This is a genomic window from Pseudomonas sp. TE3899 (assembly GCF_056279105.1).
Window position 1 is genome coordinate 4,760,831 of sequence record NZ_JBWBQR010000001.1, and the last position, 22,810, is coordinate 4,783,640.

Here is a 22,810-nt window from a genome sequence, read left to right on the forward strand (position 1 = left end):
CTTCAGCATTTGGGATAAAGGGGGCCGCTTCGCGCCCCAGCGGGAGCAAGCTCCCTCGCCACAGGGACCGTTATTTTTTGCGTAGGCGCATCAATTCCGGCAATCCAATCTTCAGCAAGCGCGCCGTGCGGCTTTTGGACAGTTCCTCAATGCCCTCATGCTCGGTCAGGCGCGCCAGTTGTGCAGCCATGTTCATCACCAGCGCTTCGCGGGAGTAAACCCCGCCACCGAGCTGGTAGACCGCTGCAATCAGTTCTCGCAACTCCAGCGGCAGACGCCAGCGCGTGCGCAGCGCCGAACCATAACCGGCACCAAACTCGGCCAGCGCATCGCCCACCTCTTCCCATTCATCCAGCTCACCGCCGGCCTGCTTCCACTCCTGCAAACAGCGCAGCAGCGCCAAGTCGCCGAGACGATGCAACATCCCCGCGCAATAGCAGCGCTCCTGATCCAGGTCCAGCAAGCGCGCCAAAGTCCGGCCATATTCGGCGGTGCGCAGCGACAGTTCCCAATAACGTTCGGCGTAGTCCGCCAATTGCGGATCGCTCAGCCGCGCGCAACGCTTGAGGGCCAAGCCCAAAATCAGGTTCATGCTTTGCGCGGTGCCGAGGCGATGCAACGCCTGGGACAGGGTTTGCACCGCCACGCCGTGATGCTGGGCCGCACTGTTGGCAGCGGCGATCAGCACGGCCGTGATTTGCGGGTCATTGCGGATCTCGCCTTCCAGCAGCGTCAGGTCGAGGCCATTGGGGTTGAGGCTGCGTTTCACCGCCAACTGCACGTCGGTCATCAACGCCGCACCGTCTGTCGACTCACGTCGCCGCTCCAGGTACACCGACAAGGTCATCCCCGGCGACAGCGTTGGCGCCTCGCAGGACACCTCTTCACCGGCGTTCAGCAGTAAATCTTGCAGACGATGGGTCAGGCCTTCCATGTCCAGGGGTTTGGTCAGGTACGCGGTGGGCGCCAGGGGCAAGGCTTCGCGCACGCTCGCGCTGTCGTTGCGGCTGCTCATCAGAATGAACGGCAACGGCGGATTACGTTTGCGCTGACGGACACTGCGCAAAACGGTCAGGCCATCGATGCCCGGCAACTCCCAGTCAACGATCACCAGGTCGTAGGGCACTTCTGCCAACAGCTCCATCGCCTGCTGGCCGTCGGCACACAGGTCCAGCCGTGCGTCGCAGCGCACATTCAACAACACCTGTTTGAGCAGGTCGCGGGACCAGGGATCGGCCTCGGCAATCAGTACTCGCGGAACAGCGGGCAACACCACAGCGGTCATTCGTCTACTCCAATGGCAATGCCTGAACCTTAGTCAATGCTGGCCATTCGATACAGCACGATGTGTTCCGCGGACACGAAAAAACCCGCCGAGGCGGGTTTTTTTGTCGATCAGGTCACACTCGGTCGATTACAGCTCCGAGAAGCACTCTTCGATGATGGCCAGACCTTTGTCCAGTTGCTCGTCCGGCGAAGTCAGCGGTACCAGGACGCGCAGAACGTTGCCGTAGGTGCCGCAGGACAGCAGGATCAGACCCTTGTCGCGCGCCTTGGCCACAACCGCTGCCACTGCTGGAGCGTTCGGCTTGTGGCTGTCGCCATCAACAAACAGCTCGACCGCGATCATGGCGCCCAGGGCACGGACTTCACCGATCACCGGGTACTTGGCTTGAATGGCTTTCAGGCCAGTAACCAGACGCTCGCCAACAGCCTTGCAGCGATCCAGCAGGTGTTCTTCTTCGAACACTTCCATCACGGCCAGGGCTGCGGCGCAAGCGATCGGGCTACCGGCGTAGGTGCCGCCCAGGCCGCCTGGCGCAATGGCGTCCATGTATTCGGCCTTGCCGCACACACCGGCCAACGGGAAGCCGCCAGCGATGGATTTGGCGAAGGTGGTCAGGTCGGCAGCAACGCCCATCTGTTCCATGGCGAAGAAAGTGCCGGTACGGCCAGCGCCGGTTTGCACTTCGTCAGCGATCAACAGGATGCCGTGCTGGTCGCACAGGGCGCGCAGACGCTTCATGAATTCTTTAGGCGCGACGTAGAAACCACCTTCGCCCTGAACTGGCTCGATGATGATCGCAGCGATATCACGCGGCTCGGCGTCGTTCTTGAAGATGCGTTCGATGCTGGCGATCGAGTCGTCGACGCTCACACCGTGCAGTTCGTTCGGGTACAGCGCGCGGAAGATGCCGCCTGGCATCAGGCCCATGCCGGCCGAGTAAGGCACGACTTTACCGGTCAGGCCCAGGGTCATCATGGTGCGACCGTGGTAAGCGCCGGTGAACGCGATCACGCCGGCGCGGCCAGTGGCGGCACGGGCGATTTTCACGGCGTTCTCTACCGCTTCGGAACCAGTGGTCACCAGCAGGGTTTTCTTGGCGAAATCACCTGGCACCTTGGCGTTGATTTTTTCGCACAGCTCAACGTACGGCTCGTAGGCCAGTACCTGGAAGCAGGTGTGAGTCAGCTTGTTCAACTGCGCGGTCACGGCGGCGATGATTTTCGGGTGCAGGTGACCGGTGTTCAGCACGGCGATACCGCCGGCGAAGTCGATGAACTCGCGACCTTCAACGTCGGTCACGGTGGCGTTCTTCGCGGACTCGGCGAAGATCGGGTGAATCTGGCCAACACCGCGTGGTACAGCGGCTTCGCGGCGTTTCATCAGGGAAGCGTTAGTCTTGCTCATAAAGTCCTCATTCACCGCTCATCGGGCGGCGTAGTTCAAGGAAAATGCGGCGGGGAGGCAACTACGGCAGCATTCGATGATCGACTGTCACAGCGTTCCCGGCCACAGAGAAAATTCCATTTGAAGCGCAGAAAGGGACAGCGCTCTCGTGCCCTTTCCGCTTATTGCATTCCCGTCTGCCGAGCTTAGATGCCCAGGCAGAGGTATTTGATTTCCAGGTAATCTTCGATGCCGTACTTGGAGCCTTCACGGCCCAGGCCCGACGCCTTGATGCCGCCGAACGGCGCGACTTCGTTGGAGATCAACCCGGTGTTGACGCCGACCATGCCGTATTCCAGGGCTTCAGCCACACGGAACACACGGCCCAGGTCACGGGCATAGAAGTACGAAGCCAGGCCGAACTCGGTGTCGTTGGACATCGCGATCACTTCGGCTTCGTCTTTGAAGCGGAACAGCGGCGCCAGTGGACCGAAGGTTTCTTCCTTGGCCACTGCAGCGTTTTTCGGCACGTTGGTCAGGATGGTCGGCTCAAAGAAGTTGCCTTCCATGACCTTGCCGCCCGCCAGAACGGTCGCGCCTTTGCTGATCGCGTCAGCAATGTGCTCTTGAACCTTGGCCACGGCTTTTTCGTCGATCAGCGGGCCAGTGGTGGTGCCTTCTTCCAGACCGTTGCCGATCTTGAGCTTGGCCACCGCCACTTTCAGCTTCTCGGCGAACGCGTCGTAGACCGAATCCTGAATGTACAGACGGTTGGCGCAGACGCAGGTCTGGCCGTTGTTGCGGTACTTGGAAATGATCGCGCCTTCGACGGCCTTATCCAGGTCCGCGTCGTCGAACACGATGAACGGCGCGTTGCCGCCCAATTCCAGGGACACTTTCTTGATGTCCTTGGCGCATTCAGCCATCAACTGACGACCGATTTCGGTCGAGCCGGTGAAGGACAGTTTGCGCACGATCGGGTTGCTGGTCAGCTCGCTGCCGATATCGCCGGCGCTGCCGGACACCACGCTGAACACACCGTTCGGAATACCGGCACGCTGGGCCAGTTCAGCCAGAGCGAATGCGGAGAACGGGGTTTGCGAAGCAGGCTTGAGCACCATGGTGCAACCGGCAGCCAGGGCCGGGCCGGCCTTACGGGTGATCATCGCGGCCGGGAAGTTCCACGGGGTGATTGCTGCGGTCACGCCGATAGGCTGCTTGATCACGATCAAGCGCTTGTCTGGCTGGTGACCCGGAATCACATCACCGTAGACGCGCTTGGCTTCTTCGGCGAACCACTCAATAAAGGAAGCGGCGTAAACGATTTCGCCCTTGGCTTCGGCCAATGGCTTGCCTTGCTCGAGGGTCATCAGGCGAGCCAGGTCGTCCTGGTTCTCGATGATCAGTTCGAACCAGCGACGCAGCTTGTTCGCACGGTCCTTGGCGGTCAGTGCACGCCAGGCCGGCAGCGCTTTGTCAGCGGCTTCGATGGCACGGCGGGTTTCGGCAGCGCCCATCTTCGGCACAGTGCCCAGAATTTCGCCCGTTGCCGGGTTATTGACCTTGATCGTCTGACCGTTGTCCGCATCGACCCAAGCGCCATCGATAAAGGCTTGCTGGCGGAACAACTGGGTGTCTTTAAGCTGCATGTCGGCTTTCCTTAACAGCACCGCGACCAGCGCGGAGCGAATTATGATTGTAGAAAGGCGCCTCAAAGGCTGCCGTCAGGGAAATCATTCACCGGGCTGAAGCACATAAATAGCGCACTGATCGAAACTCGTGCGGTTCAGCACCCAGACAAGAGCGTTTGAAATCTCGAACGAATCCTAGGATCAATGCCGGGAAAGGACAATAGCCCGTTCGAAAAAAAGAACGAAAACGCCGCATTTGCGGATTTTTTCTGATCAACGTAGCAAACGGCTGTTACAGCTTGGAAAAACACAGGCGATTCAGCAGCATGGACGCCCGCAACGCTTATGAGTATCATGGCGCCCGCTTGCACCAGTAGCTCAGCTGGATAGAGTACTGCCCTCCGAAGGCAGTGGTCGTGGGTTCGAATCCCGCCTGGTGCACCATATAGAAGAAACGAGAAAGCCTCAGGCCCGTAGGGACTGGGGCTTTTTTGTGGGTGCTGGTATCCCAAGTGGCCAATTCAGGTGTTTGATCAATGGGGCTTGGGTCGGTAGGGCAGTTGTCAACTTAGAGTTTACAACTGCCGTGAACCATCTCTCGCGAGTTTCCAGCAGCTTTCGGAAATCCGGAAGAGAAGGATTTGTGGTGTCTCGTTTCAGTTATGCGCAAACCCATGATCCATTTGGATTCTGATGGGCTCCGAGAAAATAAATCTGTCCCTCTTTTCAGAAAATAAATCTGTCCCTCTTTTCCGCTCTTTTCCGTGTCCCTCTTTTCCGAAACGACAATCCACAGGAGTATGCGGGCAGGCGCTAGGCTCAAGTGCACCTTCGGCTCCATTGCTCCCCGCCCCCTGTTCTCAAACACATCAGTTAAACCTGCAAAAAATCCTATTTTAGAGCGTTACATCTAGGCTCTGACTTCAGCCAAAAAAACTTTAATTTTTTCATACTCTTCAAAAGTCACCTCATAAGTGGCCAATATTTTTTGGCCTGGCAATGATTTAACCGCTAGAAATTTATGTAAAAACTGCCACACCCAAACTAATAAAATCAAAGCCACAATATATACAAGAAGATACAAACTAAAGACGAAAATAAGCTGCGAACTATCTTTGAAGTTCAGTAGCGATGAAACGTATACCAAGGTGTTGGTGGAGACTATAAATAAAAGAATGAAAACCCATAATAAAAAATTACGCATGCCAGCCTTGAGCTTCATATTTAACCACCTAAAAATTCAGCACTGTAAAAGTCACTCGTTCACGCAGTTCGTTTTACGCCGCGCAGAGTGACAGTTCTTTGGTGTGAGCGCGCGACCAGCATGATTTAGCCTGCAACGCAGGCATCTGTCTAAGGCTTGGCTCGGTCCCATTGACACTCCTTCAACCTGTCTACGTCAGTACCGCTCTCTTTTCGCATATCAATGTTGCCATCTGCGTCTAGGTAAATATCGGTGTTAGGCCACTTCGGCGTGACGCTGATGCAATGATTACGCCCTTCTTTTTTGCTCCACCACGAAAATTCCATGAAGAACTCGTCGTCAGGAAAAAGCACGCCATTATCAATCGCACCACCACCGGGAAGCATTCCCCCTTTATAAATCCGGTCTTGAACGTTCCAGATGTACCGAAACTCATCTCTCCCTGCTTTAGAGTAATGAACATTTACGGTTGGCAGGGCTATATCCCAGTGAGTGACCGCAAAATACAGCACAGGTAACCACAGTAGCCGTATGTACCATGGCCGACGCTTACTTACATTCGTGGACACGGATTCCCTCTCCCCAGTTCTCTGGTGGTACTGCTAACACTTCGTCCATGATCATCTTCGCGGTTACCCCACCTGTGGGGTGCTGTTTGGCGAGCTTCATCCCAATTTTAATCGATACTCTATCGCCAACACCGTCCCATGATCGCGGTTCGGTCCATGAGCTCGCCGTTTTATGTGGTCCACCTTTGGTAGCAGCGTCCCACAAAAATTGTGCAGCCCCTGCGCCATCCAGTAGCTCGCTTTCCGACATGCCCCCTATGATTCCAACGTATCCATAGTGAACGTTCGACCAGATGTCGTAGAAATATTCATAAGCCCCCTGTTTGTGGTAGACGCCAACAAACAGCTTACGGAGCTTAGGTTTATGATCCCAGTCCATCTGGGGACCCACTTTACTTGTCCAGATTGCCCACGATGTAGCGATGTCTCTGTACTTGTTTAGCGCACGTGCAGCTGGCCCGCCCAAGCCTTTGAGTAGCGGGGCGTCCTGTCCGGCGAGGCGGGATCATAGTTATTAAGCCTTTGCATCGATAAAACTTCCGAACTCAAGATGTTTCGGTTCATCTCATCGGCGATATAGTTAGCCAGCCCTTCCATTTCGTCAGGGTCGTTGCAAGCAACAGGTTCCGCCTCTGGCTTAGGCCCGGGCTTCGCGTCCGGCTGCTTAGTAGCTGCCTTGGGATCTACCAAAGCATTAGCAGCGGTTGCCTTCTCTGTCAGCTTCGGATCAGCCAGCAGTGTGGCCATTTTCTCATCGTCCACAGTGCCGTCGGGCCGAAATGCTCCGAGTGCCATGAAGTTGATGATTGTTGCGCCGCCAGCATCCCCCATGACAAAGCCGCCACCGACATCGCCTGACCCAGTAATGATGGTTCCGCCGTGACTGGTAGGACTGCCCAAATGAACCATAGGACGCCCGTTCACTTGGATGGACGGAAACCCGGTCGTGATAACAGCGCCACACCCACAGGTATCGCCCACACGAGCAGAACCCATGAGGTTGATGTTTGTGTCAGCGGAGGCAGAGGCAATCGGGGTAGTACCGTGCCCCGGTAAATGGGCAGACATGTTTGTCACCCAATCGAGCAGAGGAAATCATTCGTCGTCCTTGTCGTGCATAAAAACCCCCGTCAGTGGAGGCCAAGAGCGTTGTTTAGGCGCCGCGAGGTTACCGCATGTGATGGTGGGCGGTCTCTAGGAAAAATCTGAACTTATTTCTCTCGCTTGCCCAAAATTTTAGCCTGCCCGCCCTTCACTGCTGTAGTCGCCGTAGGCGTCAGTAGTCCACTGATAGTGAGTGAGGGAACAAACCAGCGGATAGGAGGCGTCTGCAAACATTTGGCGATTGCACACAGATTTGGCGGTCAATCTTTATCCGAATGACGGGTACCTCTCGACCCATAGCTGCCAGTCATCGGCTAGTATCAAAAGCCAAGCTACCAGGTCGGTTGGCAGTGAGAGTTAGGGAAAGCACTATGGATATGATTAGTGTGAACTCGTCGGCAATCACGGCTGTAGGCTACGACGCCACCACAGCACGGATGAAAATCACGTTCAAACAAGGTCGCACATACGACTTCTGCCGCGTGCCATCAGGCGTATATCAGGGTTTGATGGCGGCAGGCTCCAAAGGGTCGTATTTCGACAGAGTCATTAAAGATCGCTACCAGTGCTAGCTCATTGCATGGGGTAGGTTTTCAAGCCAATACCCTACCAGCAGCATGGACCGTGTATGCCCACGTGTATGCCTAACCGAAACACCACTGACCAAACCCTTATAGAATGGGGCCCGCAGAGCCCAGTTCAAACGACGCCTAGGCACCATATAGAAGAAACGAGAAAGCCTCAGGCCCTTAGGGTTTGGGGCTTTTTTGTGGGTCCTGTAAATCTCAGAATGAGCGAGATGCTGAAGGTTTCAGTTGTTCGGCTTAGCCGAATAACTGAAGCCAATAAAAAACCGCCTAAGCGGTTTTTTATCATTCAGTCGTCCAATCAAACTCGTCATATTCCTCATCATCCTCGTCCCCATCCTCCAACACCTCATCCTCAACGGTGTCTTCCTCGGGAACGCCTGCTTCCTGCTTGTTCAGCAGAAATTCCTTACGACTCTCAATTATCCCCCGCCTCAGCTCTTCCCCCTTCTTCGGGCAGTTGAGCATTTGGGCGATGCGATCGATTTTTTTCGCCACGGCTTCCTCCAACGCATCGGCTATGCCCCGATAGTGCGCGCTTTCGGGGCTGGTTGCCAAATGGGTGGAGGGCCGGGGCTCAGTTTTTCTTCAGGGCCTTGAGTCGGGTGGTGAGGTTTTCGTTGGGGTAGCGTTTGTGCAGGGTCTTCATCAGTTCGTCGGCGGCTTGGGTTTGACCGGTGTTTTGCAGGCGCAGGACTTCATGCAGTTGATCGTCGAGGGTTTTCACCGGGGCAGCGGCGCGTTTGCTGACCTTGGCTTCGTCAGCCATTTCCGCGTTGATGGATTCGCTCTGTGCGGGCGCGGCGTAATCAGCCATCGGCGCGGCGGGTGCAGGGGCGGATAACGCGCCAGCCGGGGCGGACAACGAACGTGCAATCGGTGCCGGGGCTTCTTTCTTGGCTGCAAAGGATGACGTTTTGGGCGCTGGGGCGGAGTCGAATTGCGGCGCTTGCTCGGGCGTGCGTTGCACCAGTGCCAGCATCAGTGCGACGCCAACCAGGCTGGCAAACGCCACCTGCCAACGGGGTTTCTGGCAGGCCTGGACCCAGCGCTGCCACAGGTTCGGTTTGTGTACAGGTGCTTCCCGATGGGCGGCGGCGAGGATGAAAGCGTCGAGATGCGACGGCGGGCCATCGTTGCTGTGTTCACGATAGTGCTTCAACACTTCGTCTTCTTTATTCGAGCGGGCGTCAGTCATGTCAGTACCTCCTCGGCCAGCAGCCGACGCAGTTTTTGCTGGGCGTAGCGCAAGCGGCTTTTGACGGTTTCCAGCGGTGTTTCGGTGAGGGTGGCGATTTGGGGCAGGTCGAGGTCGCCGTGGGCGCGCAGCAGGAAGACTTCCCGTTGGTCGGCGGGCAGGGTTTGCAGGGCGGTTTCGAGGCGCTGGGTGTCGCGGCTCAGGCTCAGCAGTTGTTCGGGGTCGGCGGCGTGGTCGATCACGGCGTGGGCCTGTTCGTCGTAGCTGTCGTGCAAGGGGTTGTGGATGCCATGTTTGCGCCAGTGGTCGATCAGTCGGTTGCGGGCAATCTGGTAGAGCCAGGTACGAAAATTCGCCCGGCCTTGTGGCTGACTGGTGCTGCGGATCAGGCTGAGCCAGGTGTCCTGGTAGACCTCTTCGGCCAGTTCAGCCTTGCCGCTGAGGCCGAGGAGGAATCGATAAAGTCCCTGACGGTGGCGGGCGTACAAGATCTCGAACGCCGGCCCGTCGCCGGATCGATAGCGCGCCAGCAGCGATTCGTCGCTGCTGGCGTCGGTGCTCATTTCAGGAGCGGTCATATCGGTGATGATCCCCTTCACTCGATGCGGTTGGCGTGGGCTTGTTGATTGGAGGCCGTGGAAGTCCGCAGGCTCTGGGCCAATTCGACCAGTTGCACGAACTCAGCGCGCAAGCCGAAGCGGTCATCACCCCGGGCGCCGCGGGCCAGGGCTTCGGTGTCTTTGAGGCTGAAATCGCCGGTGTAGCGGCCGTCCTTCAACTGCTGTGAAAACGCTGCCACCGCCGCCGCAAAGCGCAGATCATCGCTGGCAGGTGCCGAGCTCGAAGCAATCGGGCGCTCGATCAAGCGACTATTCCCACCTTCCGGCAACTGATATCGCACACGCAACATGGCCATTTCCGCGGATTTCCCGGAAGCGCCTGACGCTGCATCACCATAACGCAACGGCTCCAACCACCCCTTCTCGCCCACAGGGACAATTTCATACAACGCCGTCACCGTATGCCCTGCACCGATTTCCCCGGCATCGACCTTGTCATTACTGAAATCCTCACGCTTCAACGCACGATTCTCATACCCCAACAGCCGATATTCGCTGACCTGCGCCGGGTTGAACTCCACTTGCAGCTTCACGTTCTTCGCCACTACATCGAGGGTCGAGCCGAGTTGATCCACCAGCACCTTGCGCGCCTCACGCAGGTTGTCGATGTAGGCGTAGTTACCGTCGCCGGCATCGGCCAGTTGCTCCATCAGGTGTTCATTGTAGTTATCCACACCAAAACCCAACGTGGTCAGGGAAATGCCGGTCTTGCGTTTATCCACCGCCATTTGCTTGAGGCTGTCGAAGTCGCTGATGCCGACGTTGAAGTCGCCGTCGGTGGCCAACAGGATGCGGTTGATACCTTTGGGGATGAAGGCCTGTTGTGCCATTTGATAGGCCAGTTCGATGCCCGATGCGCCAGCGGTTGAGCCGCCCGCAGTCAGTTGGTCGATGGCTGTACGAATCTTCGCTTTGTCCCGTCCGGAAGTGGGCTCAAGCACGACACGAGATTCGCCAGCGTAGACCACCAGCGACACCCGATCCTGTTCGCGCAGTTGATCGACCAGCAATTTCAGAGTGCTTTTGACCAGCGGCAAACCCTCACGGCGGTCCATCGAGCCGGACACATCCACCAGAAATACCAGATTCGCCGGGGCCAGCTCCGACACTGCGCGATCCGAAGCCTTGATACCGATGCGCAGCAACCGGGTATGCGGGTTCCACGGCGACGGCGCCAGTTCGGTGGTCACGCCGAACGGCGAGCCATCGGTGGGCAAGGCGTAATCGTAGGGAAAGTAATTGACCATCTCCTCCAGCCGCACCGCGCCTTCTGGCGGCAGGCGCCCCTGATTCAGCAAGCGGCGGACGTTGGCGTAGGCGCCGGTATCGACGTCAGCGCTGAAGGTCGAGACCGGCGCCTCGGCCACGCTGTGGATCGGGTTATCGGCCAACGCTTGATACTGCTCGCGCTGCTCATCCTGATAGCCGGGCGGAGCGGCTTCAGACATCGGTGCAAAACTGGCCATCGGCGCTGCACGCACACTGCGCTTGGCCATCGTGACATCCGCCATGACCGCGACTTCAGTCTTCAACTCACCTTGAGCCGATGACGGCAACGGTGGCGACGGCGCAACTACAGCGGAATCAGGCTTGGACGAAACACCACAACCAGCAACAGCCAGCAGCAACCCGATGGCGAAACCATGGGCGGCCGGACGCAGAAAATGCAGAGGGAGGGACATGGGGGCTGACCTCAGGAGGAAATTGATCCATTCATCCTCTGAGACGGGCAGCCCGCCAGATTCGGGTTAAACCGCTAAGAAAAAAATCTTCAGCGGTGATAACGCCGCACCACGCTGCTGTTGCGCAGCACGTGATCCTTGATTTTTTCCAGCAGTTGCGCGCGGGTCAGGCCGGCGGGCAAGGCGTCCGGGGCCAGGTCCAGGGCGTAGATCTGGATGATGTAGTGGTGCGCGCTGTCGCCGACCGGCGGGCAAGGGCCGACGTAAGTCGTGGTGCCTTTGACGTTGGTGCCACCGACGCCTTCGAGGGCGCCTTTCGCGCCGACACCCGCCGGGATCTGGTGGGTGCTCGCCTTGATGCCGTAATGCACCCAATGATCGACGCCCTGGCCTTTCCCGCCGTCGGGGTCGTGCATGACGATCGCGTAGCTGAGGGTGCCCGCCGGGCCGGCGTTCCAGTTCAGGGCCGGCGATTGGTTATGCCCGCCACAATTGGGCGCATCGCTGGCCGCCGCCGACGTAAACAGTCGATCGTCCGTGACACCGGGGATGTTGAGGGTGAAACGCTCCTGGGCCTGCACGGGTATTTGCACGCAAAGGGCGACTGCAACGGCCGCCAGCCAAGGGTTCAGAGAGGTCAATCGGGTCATTACCGGAGCACCTTGTGCGGATTAGGCCGTCGTCGGCTCGCAGACTATAGCCGTACCGTTGACGCGGTGGCAGTAGGAATTGGGCTGAACCTCGGGATAAGGGCCAAACTCAATAGAGAAACCCCTGTCTGGAGAGCGCTCATGGCCCTGCATCGCGTCGCCCGTTTCGCCGATGTGCCGGAAAACCGGGGTCTTGAAGTCAAGATCGCCGACACCAAAATTGTGTTGCTGCGGGTCGGCGATCAGTTGCGCGCCTTCCAGGGCGAGTGCCCCCACGCCGGGGCGCCGCTGGCCGAGGGCGCGCTGTGTCACGGGCGGCTGATCTGTCCGTGGCACAAGGCTGCTTATCGCATCGAAGACGGTGCGCTGTGCGAGCCACCGTCACTGGATGGTCTCATGCGCTACCCGCTGGAAATGCGCGACGACGAGGTTTGGGTCGACGACCAGCCGATGGTCGACGCCCATACGCCGCCCGCCGACGATGAGCGCATCTTTGTGATCATTGGTGCGGGCGCCGCAGGCACCGCCGCAGCGGCCGCCCTGCGTGAAAAAGGCTTTGGCGGCCGAATCCAACTGATCGACCGGGAAGCCGACGCCGGCTACGACCGCACCGTGCTGAGCAAATTCGTGATCGCCGGGGAAATGCCGCCGGACGAAGTCCCGCCCCTGCGCGACCAGGCTTTTTACGGCAAACAGCGCATCGAACGCCTGCGCGGCGAAGTCGCCAGCTTCGACGCGCAACACAAAACCTTGAAACTGACCGATGGCCAAACCCTGAGCTACGATGCCGCATTGCTCGCCACCGGCGGCCTCCCCAAACCTTTGGAACTGCCCGGCGCCGAGCTGCCGCAGGTGTTTCTACTGCGCTCGAAGGACCAGGCAACACGGATTCTGGAAGCCGCCAGACCCGGCCAGAAAGCCGTGATCATCGGCGACAGTTTCATTGCCCTGGAATCGGCCTCGGCCCTGCGCACCTATGGCCTGGACGTGACCGTGCTCGCCCGCCACGCCGTGCCGTTCGCGGCGCAGTTTGGCGAGACCGTCGGCAAGGCGATTCGCGCCCGGCATGTGGCCCACGGCGTGGTTTTTCACACCGATGGCGAAGCCACGTCCATCGAAGGTTCGGGCAAGGTCGAAGCAGTGCTGCTGGATAACGGCCAGCGCTTGCCGGCGGATCTGGTGCTGGTCGGGATCGGCGTCACCCCGGCCACCGACGTGTTTGCCGATCTGCCCAAGGAAAAAGACCAGTCGCTGAAAGTCGACGGCGGCATGCGCGTGAGCGATGGACTGTGGGCCGTCGGTGATATCGCGACCTTCCCGCTCAACGGTCAGCCGCAACGGATCGAGCACTGGCGCCTGGCGCAGCAACAGGCGCGGATCGCGGCCGCGAACATGCTCGGTGGCGATGAGCATTACCTCGATGTGCCGTATTTCTGGACCTGGCATTTCGGCAAAAACTACGACTACCTGGGCCATGCCGAGAGTTGGGACGAGGTGGAGTTCAAGGGTGATCCATACCATCCGCCGTTTATTGGCCTGTTCGGCAAGCACGGGGTGGTGGTGGCGGCGGTGGCCTGCGATGAGGAGCGAGCGATGGCGATGTTGGCGGAGCGGATGAAACAGCCGTTGCCGGTGGATGAGGCGTGGCGGTTGGTGCGGGATCTGAATTGACGTTGAAATCGGTAGGAGCAAGGCTTGCCCGCGATGGCGTCCGTAAAATCGCCTTCGCGGGCAAGCCTCGCTCCTACAGGGATTTGTGTCGAATTTAGAGATGGATCACCGGTTCGCGGTTTTCGTCATCTTCGGCCGGCAATCGAATCACCAACGGATGCTCCAACGGCGCCAGCGGTGACGATCGCAGCGCTGGTTCAATCGGGAAGTAGTGAGTGATCACATGGCTCACATCGCCCTCCTGATTGTTGTGAATGGTCATCGAGCCCGGCGTACGCAGCTTCTCCAGACGATCACCGGTCAACTTGAAACTTTTGCTCAAGCCGATGTCATCCACCACCGGCGCAGGCAGGCGACGTTGGGCAAAGCTCTTGCTCTTGCGATGCTGATAACGCGCCCAGGAAATCAGGATCACCGCGTTCAACACCGCCACCCACAAATAAATCTGCAACGTGCCGAGGGCGTCGAACACCGACGCATCAATACGCGGCCCGTCGTGGGTATCAATCAGCGGCCACAACCCGCGCACCAGCAGATAGAGCAGGCCGATCCAGGCCAGCACCGTGAAAAAGGCATCGATCACGACCAGGAACGGTCGCTGCCGGGTTCTGATGATTTTCATTTGATGACTTCCTCCTCATCGTCAAACGGCTTGATGCCCCGGTCGGGACTGACCCAGCGCGCGCGTTTCTGATGTTGGCCGAACAGCACTTTCGGAAAACTCACCAGCGTCGTCAGCAGACTGATGAGCCAGAACATCAACGGGTACCAGACGACCCAGAACATGGTCTTGCCCAGGCCCTTTTCATAACGCCGGTCGATCAGGATGCTGACCGCAAACTGCAACAGGCAGACCATGGCCAACAGCAACCCGGTAAACGCGGGCGGCAGCAAATGGTCCACCGCGATTGCAGAAGGCATTTCGACAAACTTGCCCACGCCCCAGAAGATCACCGACAGCAAGAAAGTGAAGGCCCACCCGGTGGACAAGCAGTATTCGAACAGCAGCGGCCAGAGGTAGCGATGGCGGTACTGCCAGATGCCGCGGATGTTCTTGAACAACACTTCGGCGCCGCCCTGGGCCCAGCGCAACCGCTGTTTCCACAGGCCGCCGAGGGTTTCCGGCATCAGGATCCAGCACAGGGCGCGGGGCTCGTAGAAGATGCTCCAGTGGTCCAGTTGCAGTTTCCAGCTGATGTCGATGTCTTCGGTGATCATGTCCGGGCTCCAGTAGCCGACCCGGTTCAGCGCCGAACGGCGGAACGCGACGATCACCCCGGAGACGGTGAAGATCCGCCCGAACACCCGTTGCGTGCGCTTGATCAAACCAATGATCGACGAGAACTCACCGACCTGAACCCGGCCCACCAGCGTCGAACGGGTGCGGATGCGCGGGTTGCCGGTCACGGCGCCGAGGCGCGCGTTATCGAGCATTGGCGCCACCAGATACGCCGCAGTGTTTGGCGCCAGCAATGCATCACCGTCGATGCACACCAAGTATTCGCTGTGCGCCGCGATGGCACCCATGCGCAGGGCCACGGCTTTGCCCTGGTTTTCCGCCAGGTGCAGCACCCGCAGGCGTGGGTCTTGCGCGGCCAGTGCGTCGAGCACAGCGGCGGTGTTGTCCTTGGAGCCGTCGTTGATCGCGATCACTTCGATGTTCGGGTAATGCTGGGCCAGCGCCGCGTGGATGGTGTCGGCGGCGTTGTCACCTTCGTTGTAGCAAGGGATCAGGATCGAAATCAGCGGCTCGCCAGCCAGCGGCGGCGGCAAAGTATCGTCCTGCCAGGGCCAGTGCCGCTCCCAGTGCAGCCAGAAATACAGGCCGCCGGCGATCCACAATCCGGACATGAACAGGGGATAAAAGAACACGAAGTCCATCAGAAATTGCCCGGTGACCAGGAAGATCAGCCCCAGGGGAATCCCCAGGACGATCGCCAGAACCAGCAGGGCCAGCAGTCTATCCAGCATGTTATGGATTCCACTTGTTGGAGAGCGCGGGCCGCACGGTTTTCAGGTCCGGCTGGTTCTCTAGGAAATTGTCCGGGTAGTAGCCGAAACTGGTGGCGCCCTGACGCTTGAGGCGGCCCATCCAGTCGCTCAGCTGCGCGCCGTCGATGTCGGCATCGGTCTGTTTGGTCCAGTCCTTGGCCTGCAATTCGAACACCGTGCGTTCAAGCGCACCGGGACGCGCCTTGACCGTCGCCACCAACGCTTCGAGCCAGGGCCCGGATTGCGCGAGGCTCTGTTTTTCCATCAGTGGCATGGCCATCGGCGCCGTCCAGTCGTAGGTGCCGAGGAAGTCGTCGAGGTTCTGCGCAAACCAGGCTTCGCTCTCGGGGTTGAGCATCGGCTCGGCGAAGATATTGCGCGCGGTCAGCACCTGCGGGCCGCGAATGGCGCGGACCTTGGCGGTCAGCTCTTTGGTGAAGTCGATCAGGTAACGGCTCTTGAACCGCGTCCAGCGTTGCAGCGTGGCCGGGTCATCGCGCAGCGCCGCTATCGAGCCCGGCAAGCCGTTGGCGGCATAGACCTTGAGCGCTTCGGGGCCGGCGTCTTCGAAGTCCGACAGCACGGCGTCGTCGTGATAGAGGATGCCGTCGACCGAGGTCAGGCGCGCCACGTCTTCGTAGATTTCACCGATGATCCGGCGCACGTTCGGGTCGAACGGCGACAGGCGTTTGTATTGGTCCGGGTCCACCGACGTGGTCCCGGTCTTCGGGTCCCAACGGGTGACGCGGGGCAGCTTGGAATCCAGGGCAAAACTCAGCACCGGCATCCAGGCGAAGACTTTAACGTGAGCCCGGGTACGCAACTGCCAGGCGACGCGGTCGAAGATATCGGCGCGCACCGGCAGGTGACGGTTGGGGAAGTACAACGAATGCACCAGGCCGTCGCCTTTCGGGTCGGCGAACGCCTGCAGGAACACAGTATTGGCGCCCATGTCGGCCATGCGCTGGATCAGTTTGCCGAGGTTGATTTCCAACTGCGCCGGGTCGGCGTCGTAGACGTTATCCAGGTCCACATGCACCACGCGCATCGGCGATTCGGCCTGCACCGAGACGATGCTGTTGGCGAAGTGCTCACCGTCCGGGTCCGAGGCCACCAGGAAGCGCGGGCTGCTCATCAGGTTGTCGAGGGCATCGAGGCCGTCGTCCAGGGTCAGGGCCATTTGATAGCCCTGCTCGCTCACCACTTGCAGCGAAGTACCGTCCGCCGCGCCGTAAGGCCAGACCCAGACACGCGGTTTGTAACCGGTGACCTTGCGGATTTTCTCGGTGATGGTCACGACGTCGGCGCGCATCCGCGCCTGAAACTCGGCTTCTGTTTCGTAGCGACCCGCGAGCGCATCGTAGCGACGGGTCGCGGCGGCCGGTTGCAGGTTGCCTTGCGGGTTGGCCAGTACACCTTTGTGGCTGGCATCGGTGTGCGCGGCGATTTCCACCAGCCCGGATTTGGAGATTTCCCGAATCTGCTCCCAGGTCAGGAAGTCCGAACGCTGGCGCGGTGTGCCGGCGAAATCCACCGGTTGGTTCAGCGGCGTATCGATCCACACCCCGACCGGCGCCAGCAAGGCGTGCCAGTTGTAGGCGCGCAGTACCGGCATGACGCGGGTGTAGAAGCTCGAATAACCGTCATCGAAACTCAGCAGGATCGCCTTGGGCGGCAGCTCTGGGCCACCGGTGCGGGCGGCCATGATCTGGTCGACGGTCACCGGTTTGTAGTTGTTCTCCCGCAGCCACGCCAACTGCTCGATCATGCGTTCGGTGCGCACCGCCACCACCGCTTGATCGGGGTCGCGGTCTTCGACGTCGTGGTAAGCGATGCCGAGCACGTGGTTTTTCGGCCACGGTTTTTCGTTGGCCGGCACCGGGCGCTCGGCGGGTGGTGTAAACGCCGGGGCCTGCTGGGCGCAGGCGCTGACCAGCAGCGCTCCCAGCAGAAGGATGAAACGCGAGATAAAAGGCATCTTCAAACTCTTCTAGAAGCGGTAAGTGAGGTCGACGAGCAGGCGCAGATCGGTTTCGCGGTCGCCGTCGTAAGGCCGGTTGATCACGGTCAACAAGCCGCCCACCTCGAACACGTCGTTCCAGCTGTAGCGCTGGCCGTAGCCCAGCAGGCCGATGCCGCCGGTGCCGAAGTCGCGTTGGCTGTAAGTGCCCGCGCCGGCCTGGAATTGTTGGCTCCAGGAGGTTTCGTAGCGGCGATACAGCACGTGGTTGACGTTGACTGTCGGCAGCACGCTGAAGTCGGATTTGGGGTTGAAGTACGGCACGTCCTCGGACGCGGAGTTGTGGCTGGTGCCGACTTCCAGGCCGAGGTCGACTTGCACCTTCGGCGCGGTGTAGACGCCCTCGCGCCCGGTCAGCAACGCTTCGACGCGGTTGTTGCCGTCGCTGAAGTGCGAGGGGCTGACCGCCAGTTTCCATTCGCGGCTTTCATTGGCGCGCCAGCGGATAAAACCGCTGCCGCCGTTGGCCGTGACGTCGCTGTTCAACGCGCGCAGCGGTGTATCTGCCGAGAGGTAAGCGAGGCTGCCGCCATACTGCCAGTGATCGTCGATGTCCCGGGCAATCGACAGGCGTGCGCCTTGCTTGTTGCCGTAGCCGAAGTTGTGATTGGAGACTTCCGCTTCCAGGGTCATGTCGCGGGTGCGCCGCTCCACGCCAAGCCGTTGCGTGCGATCACGCCCGGTGCCTTCCTGGAAGTCCCCCGTGGCGTAACCGACCCCGGCGAATACCCGCCAGTCTTCGTCGATGGGTGGGCTGTAGAGCACGGTTTCGATCCCGAAATCCTTGCTGCCCGCGACCGCACCGGCCGTGCTATCCCCACCGCCATAACTCTTGCCGCCGTAGGTCTGCACCCGCAGCTCGGCCATGTCATGCACCGCGCGCTGGCGCTGCAAACGCTGGACCTGACGGTTGTCCGGGAAACGTGCTGCCACGTCGTCAGTCAGCGCATCCATCTGCCGCCATTCCTGCAAATCCATGGCGGTGTGGGCCTGGGCCACTTCCAGGCCCATGTCTCGCGGGACCATGCTTTCGGTTTCCTTGAGCTGCAATTCGGCGCGGCGCGGCCAGTCACGGGCCAGGTACAGATCAGCCTGGGCCAGGCGCAAGCCGATGTTGCCCGGTGCCTGATCGACCAACGTCTGCAAGCGCTGCTCGCCGGACGGCAAATCGGCGCCGTAGGTCCCGGCCTGGGCGGCGAGTTGTTGCGCGTCCATCCACTCATCGTTGGGATTGCCCACCGGCAAACCCTTGAGTTCAACCCGTGGTTTCTGGGCCTTGGCCAAGTCCTCGGCGACCTTGCGCGCTTCGTCAGCCTTGTCGCTTTCGAGCAGCGCGTAATAGAGCGCGGTGCTGTCTTCAAGACGATCACCGACATCGGCGTCCGGCGCGATCAACACTTGGCGATAGAGGTCCGTGGCGATCTCCGGCTGGCGCTGGTCCAGGTAGGACGACGCCACCCAGCGCAGGGCGTAGGTCGGAATCTTCCCGCCTTCGCCGATCAGCTTCTGGTACTCGCTGATCACATCGGCGGTGCGCGCCCGGGCCTTGAGCGCGCCCATGCGGTCGATGCGCCAACGGGTGACATCGTCGTGGGCCGCCGGGTCCGGGGTCCAGGTGGCGAGCAATTGGTCGTAGTCGGCCAGCGCTCGATCAGCGATGACATAGCGTTCTTTTTCGCTGCGGGTGGCCAGTTCCGCCAGACGCACACGCTCGGCGGCCAGATCGCCTTCGATCAGGCGCAAATGCACCGGATCGATCAGCCCCGGCCGCTGCTTGGCCAGGCGCAGGGCCGGTTCCGGCAGGCGCGCACGTTGCAGGGCAAACACGTATTCCCGGGCGACGTCCGGCTTGCTGCCGGAGCGGATGAAAGCCTGGTCGTATTCAAACAGTGCGTCGTAATTTTTGCCGGCGCGGGTCAAGGCATAGGCCAGCGCCAGACGTCGGGCAGGATCGTCCGGTTTGGCGGCTACCAGGGCTTTGGTGCGGGTCACGGCGTCGTCGGGTTTGCCGGCGTCTGCCTGGGTCAGGGCCAGGCCGAGTTGCAGGTCCGGGTTCTGCGGCTCCAGCGCCAAGGCCTTGGTGTAGACCTCGGTCGCCGATTCCCAGCGCTTGAGGTTGCGATAGGCCCGCGCCGTGGCGGTCAACGCCTGGATCGGCAACGCCCGGCTGCGGCCCTGGGTTTCATAGACCTGCACCACTTCGGCGTCGAGCCCGGCCCAACTGGCGATCTGCAAGTGATCGCTGACCTGGCCGGTGGTGGCCTGGCTCACGGGCACCTGGCGCAACACCGTCAGCGCGGGCGCGTAATTGCCCGCACGGGCATCGCGAACCATCTGGTCGTACGGCGTGTCGGCAAACGCCAGCGTCGGCCAGAGCAACTGGCTGCACAACGCCACGCGCCACAAGGGGCGTAGACCACGATGAATAAAGGGACCTGCAAAACGCGGCATTTGTCAGCATCCTTACATGGCCAGCCGGGTCGCGATGCCCCCTTGCCCATTCGTAATGGAAGGCCGGATCGAGGAGATCCGGTTAATCGGGGCGCAGTCTTGCACGCGAGTTTGGTCAACTATTCAGAACACAATATTTATTCAGATTCGTGACGGTCCCTGCGTCACGCTGCAGCCACGCTCAAACGCCAGACAGCAAAACGCCCGGCGTCTGCGTTGCACAGAGGCCGGGCGTTGCGCTGTATTGCCGGGGTGTTACTGGACTTGCCCAGCACCACCGAGCTTGCCCATCACGAAGCCGACGAACTGCTCAACGGTCATTTTCTGGCCGTTGAATTCGACCTGATTGTTGGCGTAATGCAGTTTGGTGACGACGTTGGTGCCGTCCAGTTTGGCCAATTGCGTGCCAACGGCCATGCTGCTGAACATGTCGCTGGTAGCCGTAGCCTGGTCGACGATGGTCTTGGGGTCGGTCTGGCCATCGGCTTGTGCCTGGACGCTGAGCAGGTCAACGAGCATTGGCTTGGACACTTGCAGATTGAAGTCCAGCAGCGCAATCAACTGGCGGACCAATTGATCCGGTGGCAGGTCCATGGACGCTGGTTTGGTCAGGTCGACCACCAGGTTGGCGCGGCTTTCACCGTTGGCGGTGTTGAACGACAGGTTCTCCAGCGCAAACTGCGGACCGGCGGCCAGCAGTTTTTCCAGGCCGGCCTTGACCTGTTTTTCTTCTTCCGGCGTCAGGTTCAGCTCGGGGGCTGGCAGACCGGCGGCGACAGCTTCGGCGGCGGCTTTTTCATATGGCTGCAACTTGGTCTGGTAAATCTGCATCAGCGACATGGTCGACGGGATGTCGAGGTTCTTCAGGCTCATGGCCATCTGCGCCGAACCGACGGTTTTGCCGTTGAACGAGATTTCGCCCACCTTGTAATCCGCACGCCCGGAAGCGCTGGTGCCGGATTCTTCGGTCTGGTTCTTCATTTCGAATTTGTTGACGCCGACGATCGACTGCTTGGCGCCGAACGTGGTCTTGCTGCTGGTCAGCTCGAGGGTGTTTTCGCCGGTGTAGTAGCCATAGGTGCTTTTCACCAGGTTGCTGGCCAGGGTCAGGCCATTCAGCTCGACCGTCACGGGCGCCTGATCTTCAGACACGGTGGTCAGCTTCAGGCTGTCCATGTAGCCGTTGGCCTTGACCTTCTGGGCCTGGGCGTTGGCGGCGATGTCCATGTTCAGCCCGGAGAACTTCAGGCTGGACTTGTCATCCAGCGCCACTTCCAGCGGCAGCAATTCGAAATTGCCATTGGTGGAGTTGTCGTAACCGATGTTGACCACGCCTTTGACCGGCGACTGGCCGTTGGCGGCGGCGAACCATTTTTCCGTGGTCGGGGTCTTTTCCAGCTCGAAGTGGTTGGTGGCCATGACCGGCAACCATTTCAACGAAGCCAGGCGCGAGAACGGCAGCGGGCCGTGTTCGACACGATCAACGAAGAGCAACTCGACCGGCGCACCGCCGAACATCTCGCCTTCGCCCTTGAGGCGGTAATGCGCGGTGCTGCTGAACACGCCACGTTCCAGGGACACCAGCTCCAGAGACGCCGTGCCATTGGAACCTACCAGCGCGGTTTGCAGTTCTTTGTTGGCGTCTGCAACCGAGGCGTTGAGCACGCCTTCCAGTTTAGTGCCGGTGTACCAGGCACCGCCGGCGCTGATCGCACCGATGGCGACGACAATTCCAAGAAGCACGCCTGCTGATTTATTCATGAATTACCCGATCAATGTCCGTTGTTGAAAAAGTGGTCGTCTTCCCTGAACCCATGACGGGTCGTGGTCACGACTGCGCAAAAGTGCGGTGGAGATTAGCATTTGCGGGGGCGCAGGGCCCAATGTTTAAAGGTGAAAGAGTGTCTATGGACAGGTGGCGGGGGTCGAGAGTTTCAGTGCTCATGAAAACGCCTTCGCGGGCAAGCCTTGCTCCTACAAGGGAGATGCGATCCCCTGTAGGAGCGAGGCTTGCCCGCGAAGGCGTCAGCCCAGACAACAACGATTCACGAATACTGCACTTCAATCTCATCCAACTGATGATCAAAGCTCTTAAGCCGCGCCGTCCACGTATAGACCAACACTTCAAAATCCCGATTGATCACCGCCCCGCCCGTGATTTCCGCGCGCGGGTCGCAGAAGTCCAGTTGATAGCGTTCGCGGGCCATGGCGTTGGCCACGTCGGAGAGTTCGCGGGCGTTGTTGAGCCAGTGCCAGCCTTCTTCGGTGACTTGCTTGTCCAGCGCCAGGCATTGGGTTTTCAGCGCTTCAAGGCTTTTTTCCAGCGGGGTGCCGGTGAGTTCGCCCATGACTTCCTGGAACGTGCGCCCCGGTTGCCAGTAGCTGCCCCAGAAATAGCGGTCGAACACGGTTTCGACCCGACGCAGCGCGACTTTGGTGTCCCAAATCAGCACCAGCGTCTTGCCTTGTTCGAGGTGTCTTCGTTTGATGCGCGTGCCCTGAACCGACGCCCAGGCGACCACGACGATGGACATCACGGCAATCAAGGCCGCCGCGCTGTCGAGGAACACCAGCGCCTTGTCGATCTGGTGGGCGAGCATGATGCCGTAGAAATAGGTGGCCGACAGCAGGACTAATGCCGCAATAGCGCACCAGAAGCCGGGAGCATAAGGGTTTTTCATTATTAGAGTCCCCATGACCAACGCGAGCCTTGACTGATGAAGTCGTCACGCGACCTCATCAAGTCAAAGCATAGCAACG

At 59.8% G+C, this 22,810-nt stretch carries 18 protein-coding genes, 1 tRNA gene and 1 pseudogene; 3 read left to right on the top strand and 17 right to left on the bottom strand.

Annotated features, from left to right (window positions below):
* Positions 1-70: 70 nt before the first annotated feature.
* The 3 genes from ACZ89E_RS21675 to gabD form a co-directional block, all read right to left on the bottom strand.
* Entirely contained in the window at positions 71-1,285 is a 1,215-nt protein-coding gene (locus ACZ89E_RS21675; protein ID WP_149658981.1) for an HDOD domain-containing protein, read from the bottom strand.
* 129 nt (positions 1,286-1,414) lie between these two features.
* A complete protein-coding gene (gabT, locus tag ACZ89E_RS21680) occupies positions 1,415-2,692 on the bottom strand; it encodes a 4-aminobutyrate--2-oxoglutarate transaminase (protein WP_123515981.1) in 1,278 nt (425 codons plus the stop codon).
* Between the two features lie 185 nt (positions 2,693-2,877).
* The gene (gene gabD / locus ACZ89E_RS21685) at positions 2,878-4,320 is read right to left on the bottom strand and encodes an NADP-dependent succinate-semialdehyde dehydrogenase (RefSeq protein ID WP_054050229.1); all 1,443 of its coding nucleotides are present in this window, start codon (positions 4,318-4,320) and stop codon (positions 2,878-2,880) included.
* A 349-nt stretch (positions 4,321-4,669) separates the two neighbouring features.
* On the opposite strand from gabD, the gene ACZ89E_RS21690 reads away from it, so the two are divergent.
* Positions 4,670-4,746, top strand: a tRNA-Arg gene (locus ACZ89E_RS21690).
* A gap of 466 nt (positions 4,747-5,212) precedes the next feature.
* On the opposite strand, the gene ACZ89E_RS21695 is transcribed toward ACZ89E_RS21690, so the two are convergent.
* The 3 genes and pseudogenes from ACZ89E_RS21695 to ACZ89E_RS21705 all read right to left on the bottom strand — a co-directional run bounded on the left by ACZ89E_RS21695 (position 5,213) and on the right by ACZ89E_RS21705 (position 7,174).
* Positions 5,213-5,524, bottom strand: coding sequence for a hypothetical protein (locus ACZ89E_RS21695; protein ID WP_476256420.1), 312 nt, complete (start codon positions 5,522-5,524; stop codon positions 5,213-5,215).
* A gap of 131 nt (positions 5,525-5,655) precedes the next feature.
* Positions 5,656-6,075 (bottom strand): hypothetical protein, encoded by a 420-nt coding sequence (locus ACZ89E_RS21700; protein ID WP_463259047.1) that lies wholly within the window; start codon positions 6,073-6,075, stop codon positions 5,656-5,658.
* A pseudogene (locus ACZ89E_RS21705) lies at positions 6,056-7,174 on the bottom strand (polymorphic toxin type 44 domain-containing protein). Before ACZ89E_RS21705 ends, ACZ89E_RS21700 begins: the two are co-directional and overlap by 20 nt.
* Before the next feature lie 382 nt (positions 7,175-7,556).
* Here ACZ89E_RS21705 and ACZ89E_RS21710 point away from each other — a divergent pair.
* Complete coding sequence (locus ACZ89E_RS21710; RefSeq protein ID WP_476257068.1) at positions 7,557-7,751, top strand: KTSC domain-containing protein; 195 nt, start codon at positions 7,557-7,559, stop codon at positions 7,749-7,751.
* A gap of 300 nt (positions 7,752-8,051) precedes the next feature.
* Here the strand turns inward: ACZ89E_RS21710 and ACZ89E_RS21715 are convergent, their stop codons facing one another.
* From ACZ89E_RS21715 to ACZ89E_RS21735, 5 genes are all read right to left on the bottom strand, one after another.
* On the bottom strand, positions 8,052-8,324 hold the full coding sequence (locus ACZ89E_RS21715; protein ID WP_476256421.1) for a hypothetical protein: 273 nt from the start codon (positions 8,322-8,324) through the stop codon (positions 8,052-8,054).
* Positions 8,325-8,343: 19 nt separating this feature from the next.
* Positions 8,344-8,964, bottom strand: coding sequence for a hypothetical protein (locus ACZ89E_RS21720; RefSeq protein WP_476256422.1), 621 nt, complete (start codon positions 8,962-8,964; stop codon positions 8,344-8,346).
* On the bottom strand, positions 8,961-9,542 hold the full coding sequence (locus tag ACZ89E_RS21725; RefSeq protein WP_476256423.1) for an RNA polymerase sigma factor: 582 nt from the start codon (positions 9,540-9,542) through the stop codon (positions 8,961-8,963). The genes ACZ89E_RS21720 and ACZ89E_RS21725 overlap by 4 nt, the downstream gene beginning before the upstream one ends.
* Positions 9,543-9,559: 17 nt before the next feature.
* Positions 9,560-11,266 (bottom strand): vWA domain-containing protein, encoded by a 1,707-nt coding sequence (locus ACZ89E_RS21730; protein WP_476256424.1) that lies wholly within the window; start codon positions 11,264-11,266, stop codon positions 9,560-9,562.
* An 89-nt stretch (positions 11,267-11,355) separates the two neighbouring features.
* Positions 11,356-11,916 carry a YbhB/YbcL family Raf kinase inhibitor-like protein gene (locus ACZ89E_RS21735; protein ID WP_476256425.1) on the bottom strand — a complete coding sequence of 187 codons (561 nt, stop codon included), beginning with the start codon at positions 11,914-11,916 and terminating at the stop codon, positions 11,356-11,358.
* 141 nt (positions 11,917-12,057) lie between these two features.
* Between ACZ89E_RS21735 and ACZ89E_RS21740 the strand changes: the two genes are divergently transcribed.
* A complete protein-coding gene (locus ACZ89E_RS21740; protein ID WP_476256426.1) occupies positions 12,058-13,587 on the top strand; it encodes an FAD-dependent oxidoreductase in 1,530 nt (509 codons plus the stop codon).
* Between the two features lie 94 nt (positions 13,588-13,681).
* Here ACZ89E_RS21740 and pgaD read toward each other — a convergent pair whose 3' ends face one another.
* The 6 genes from pgaD to ACZ89E_RS21770 all read right to left on the bottom strand — a co-directional run bounded on the left by pgaD (position 13,682) and on the right by ACZ89E_RS21770 (position 22,731).
* Positions 13,682-14,209 carry a poly-beta-1,6-N-acetyl-D-glucosamine biosynthesis protein PgaD gene (gene pgaD, locus ACZ89E_RS21745; RefSeq protein ID WP_149661553.1) on the bottom strand — a complete coding sequence of 176 codons (528 nt, stop codon included), beginning with the start codon at positions 14,207-14,209 and terminating at the stop codon, positions 13,682-13,684.
* Positions 14,206-15,558 (bottom strand): poly-beta-1,6-N-acetyl-D-glucosamine synthase, encoded by a 1,353-nt coding sequence (pgaC, locus tag ACZ89E_RS21750; protein WP_149661552.1) that lies wholly within the window; start codon positions 15,556-15,558, stop codon positions 14,206-14,208. The genes pgaD and pgaC overlap by 4 nt, the downstream gene beginning before the upstream one ends.
* A 1-nt stretch (position 15,559) precedes the next feature.
* Positions 15,560-17,557, bottom strand: coding sequence for a poly-beta-1,6-N-acetyl-D-glucosamine N-deacetylase PgaB (gene pgaB, locus ACZ89E_RS21755; protein ID WP_476256427.1), 1,998 nt, complete (start codon positions 17,555-17,557; stop codon positions 15,560-15,562).
* Positions 17,558-17,569: 12 nt separating this feature from the next.
* A complete protein-coding gene (gene pgaA / locus ACZ89E_RS21760; RefSeq protein ID WP_476256428.1) occupies positions 17,570-20,050 on the bottom strand; it encodes a poly-beta-1,6 N-acetyl-D-glucosamine export porin PgaA in 2,481 nt (826 codons plus the stop codon).
* Between the two features lie 255 nt (positions 20,051-20,305).
* Positions 20,306-21,811, bottom strand: a complete 1,506-nt coding sequence (locus ACZ89E_RS21765) for a YdgA family protein (protein ID WP_149661549.1) — start codon at positions 21,809-21,811, stop codon at positions 20,306-20,308.
* Between the two features lie 284 nt (positions 21,812-22,095).
* The gene (locus ACZ89E_RS21770) at positions 22,096-22,731 is read right to left on the bottom strand and encodes an NADH:ubiquinone oxidoreductase subunit N (RefSeq protein ID WP_149661548.1); all 636 of its coding nucleotides are present in this window, start codon (positions 22,729-22,731) and stop codon (positions 22,096-22,098) included.
* Positions 22,732-22,810: the final 79 nt, after the last annotated feature.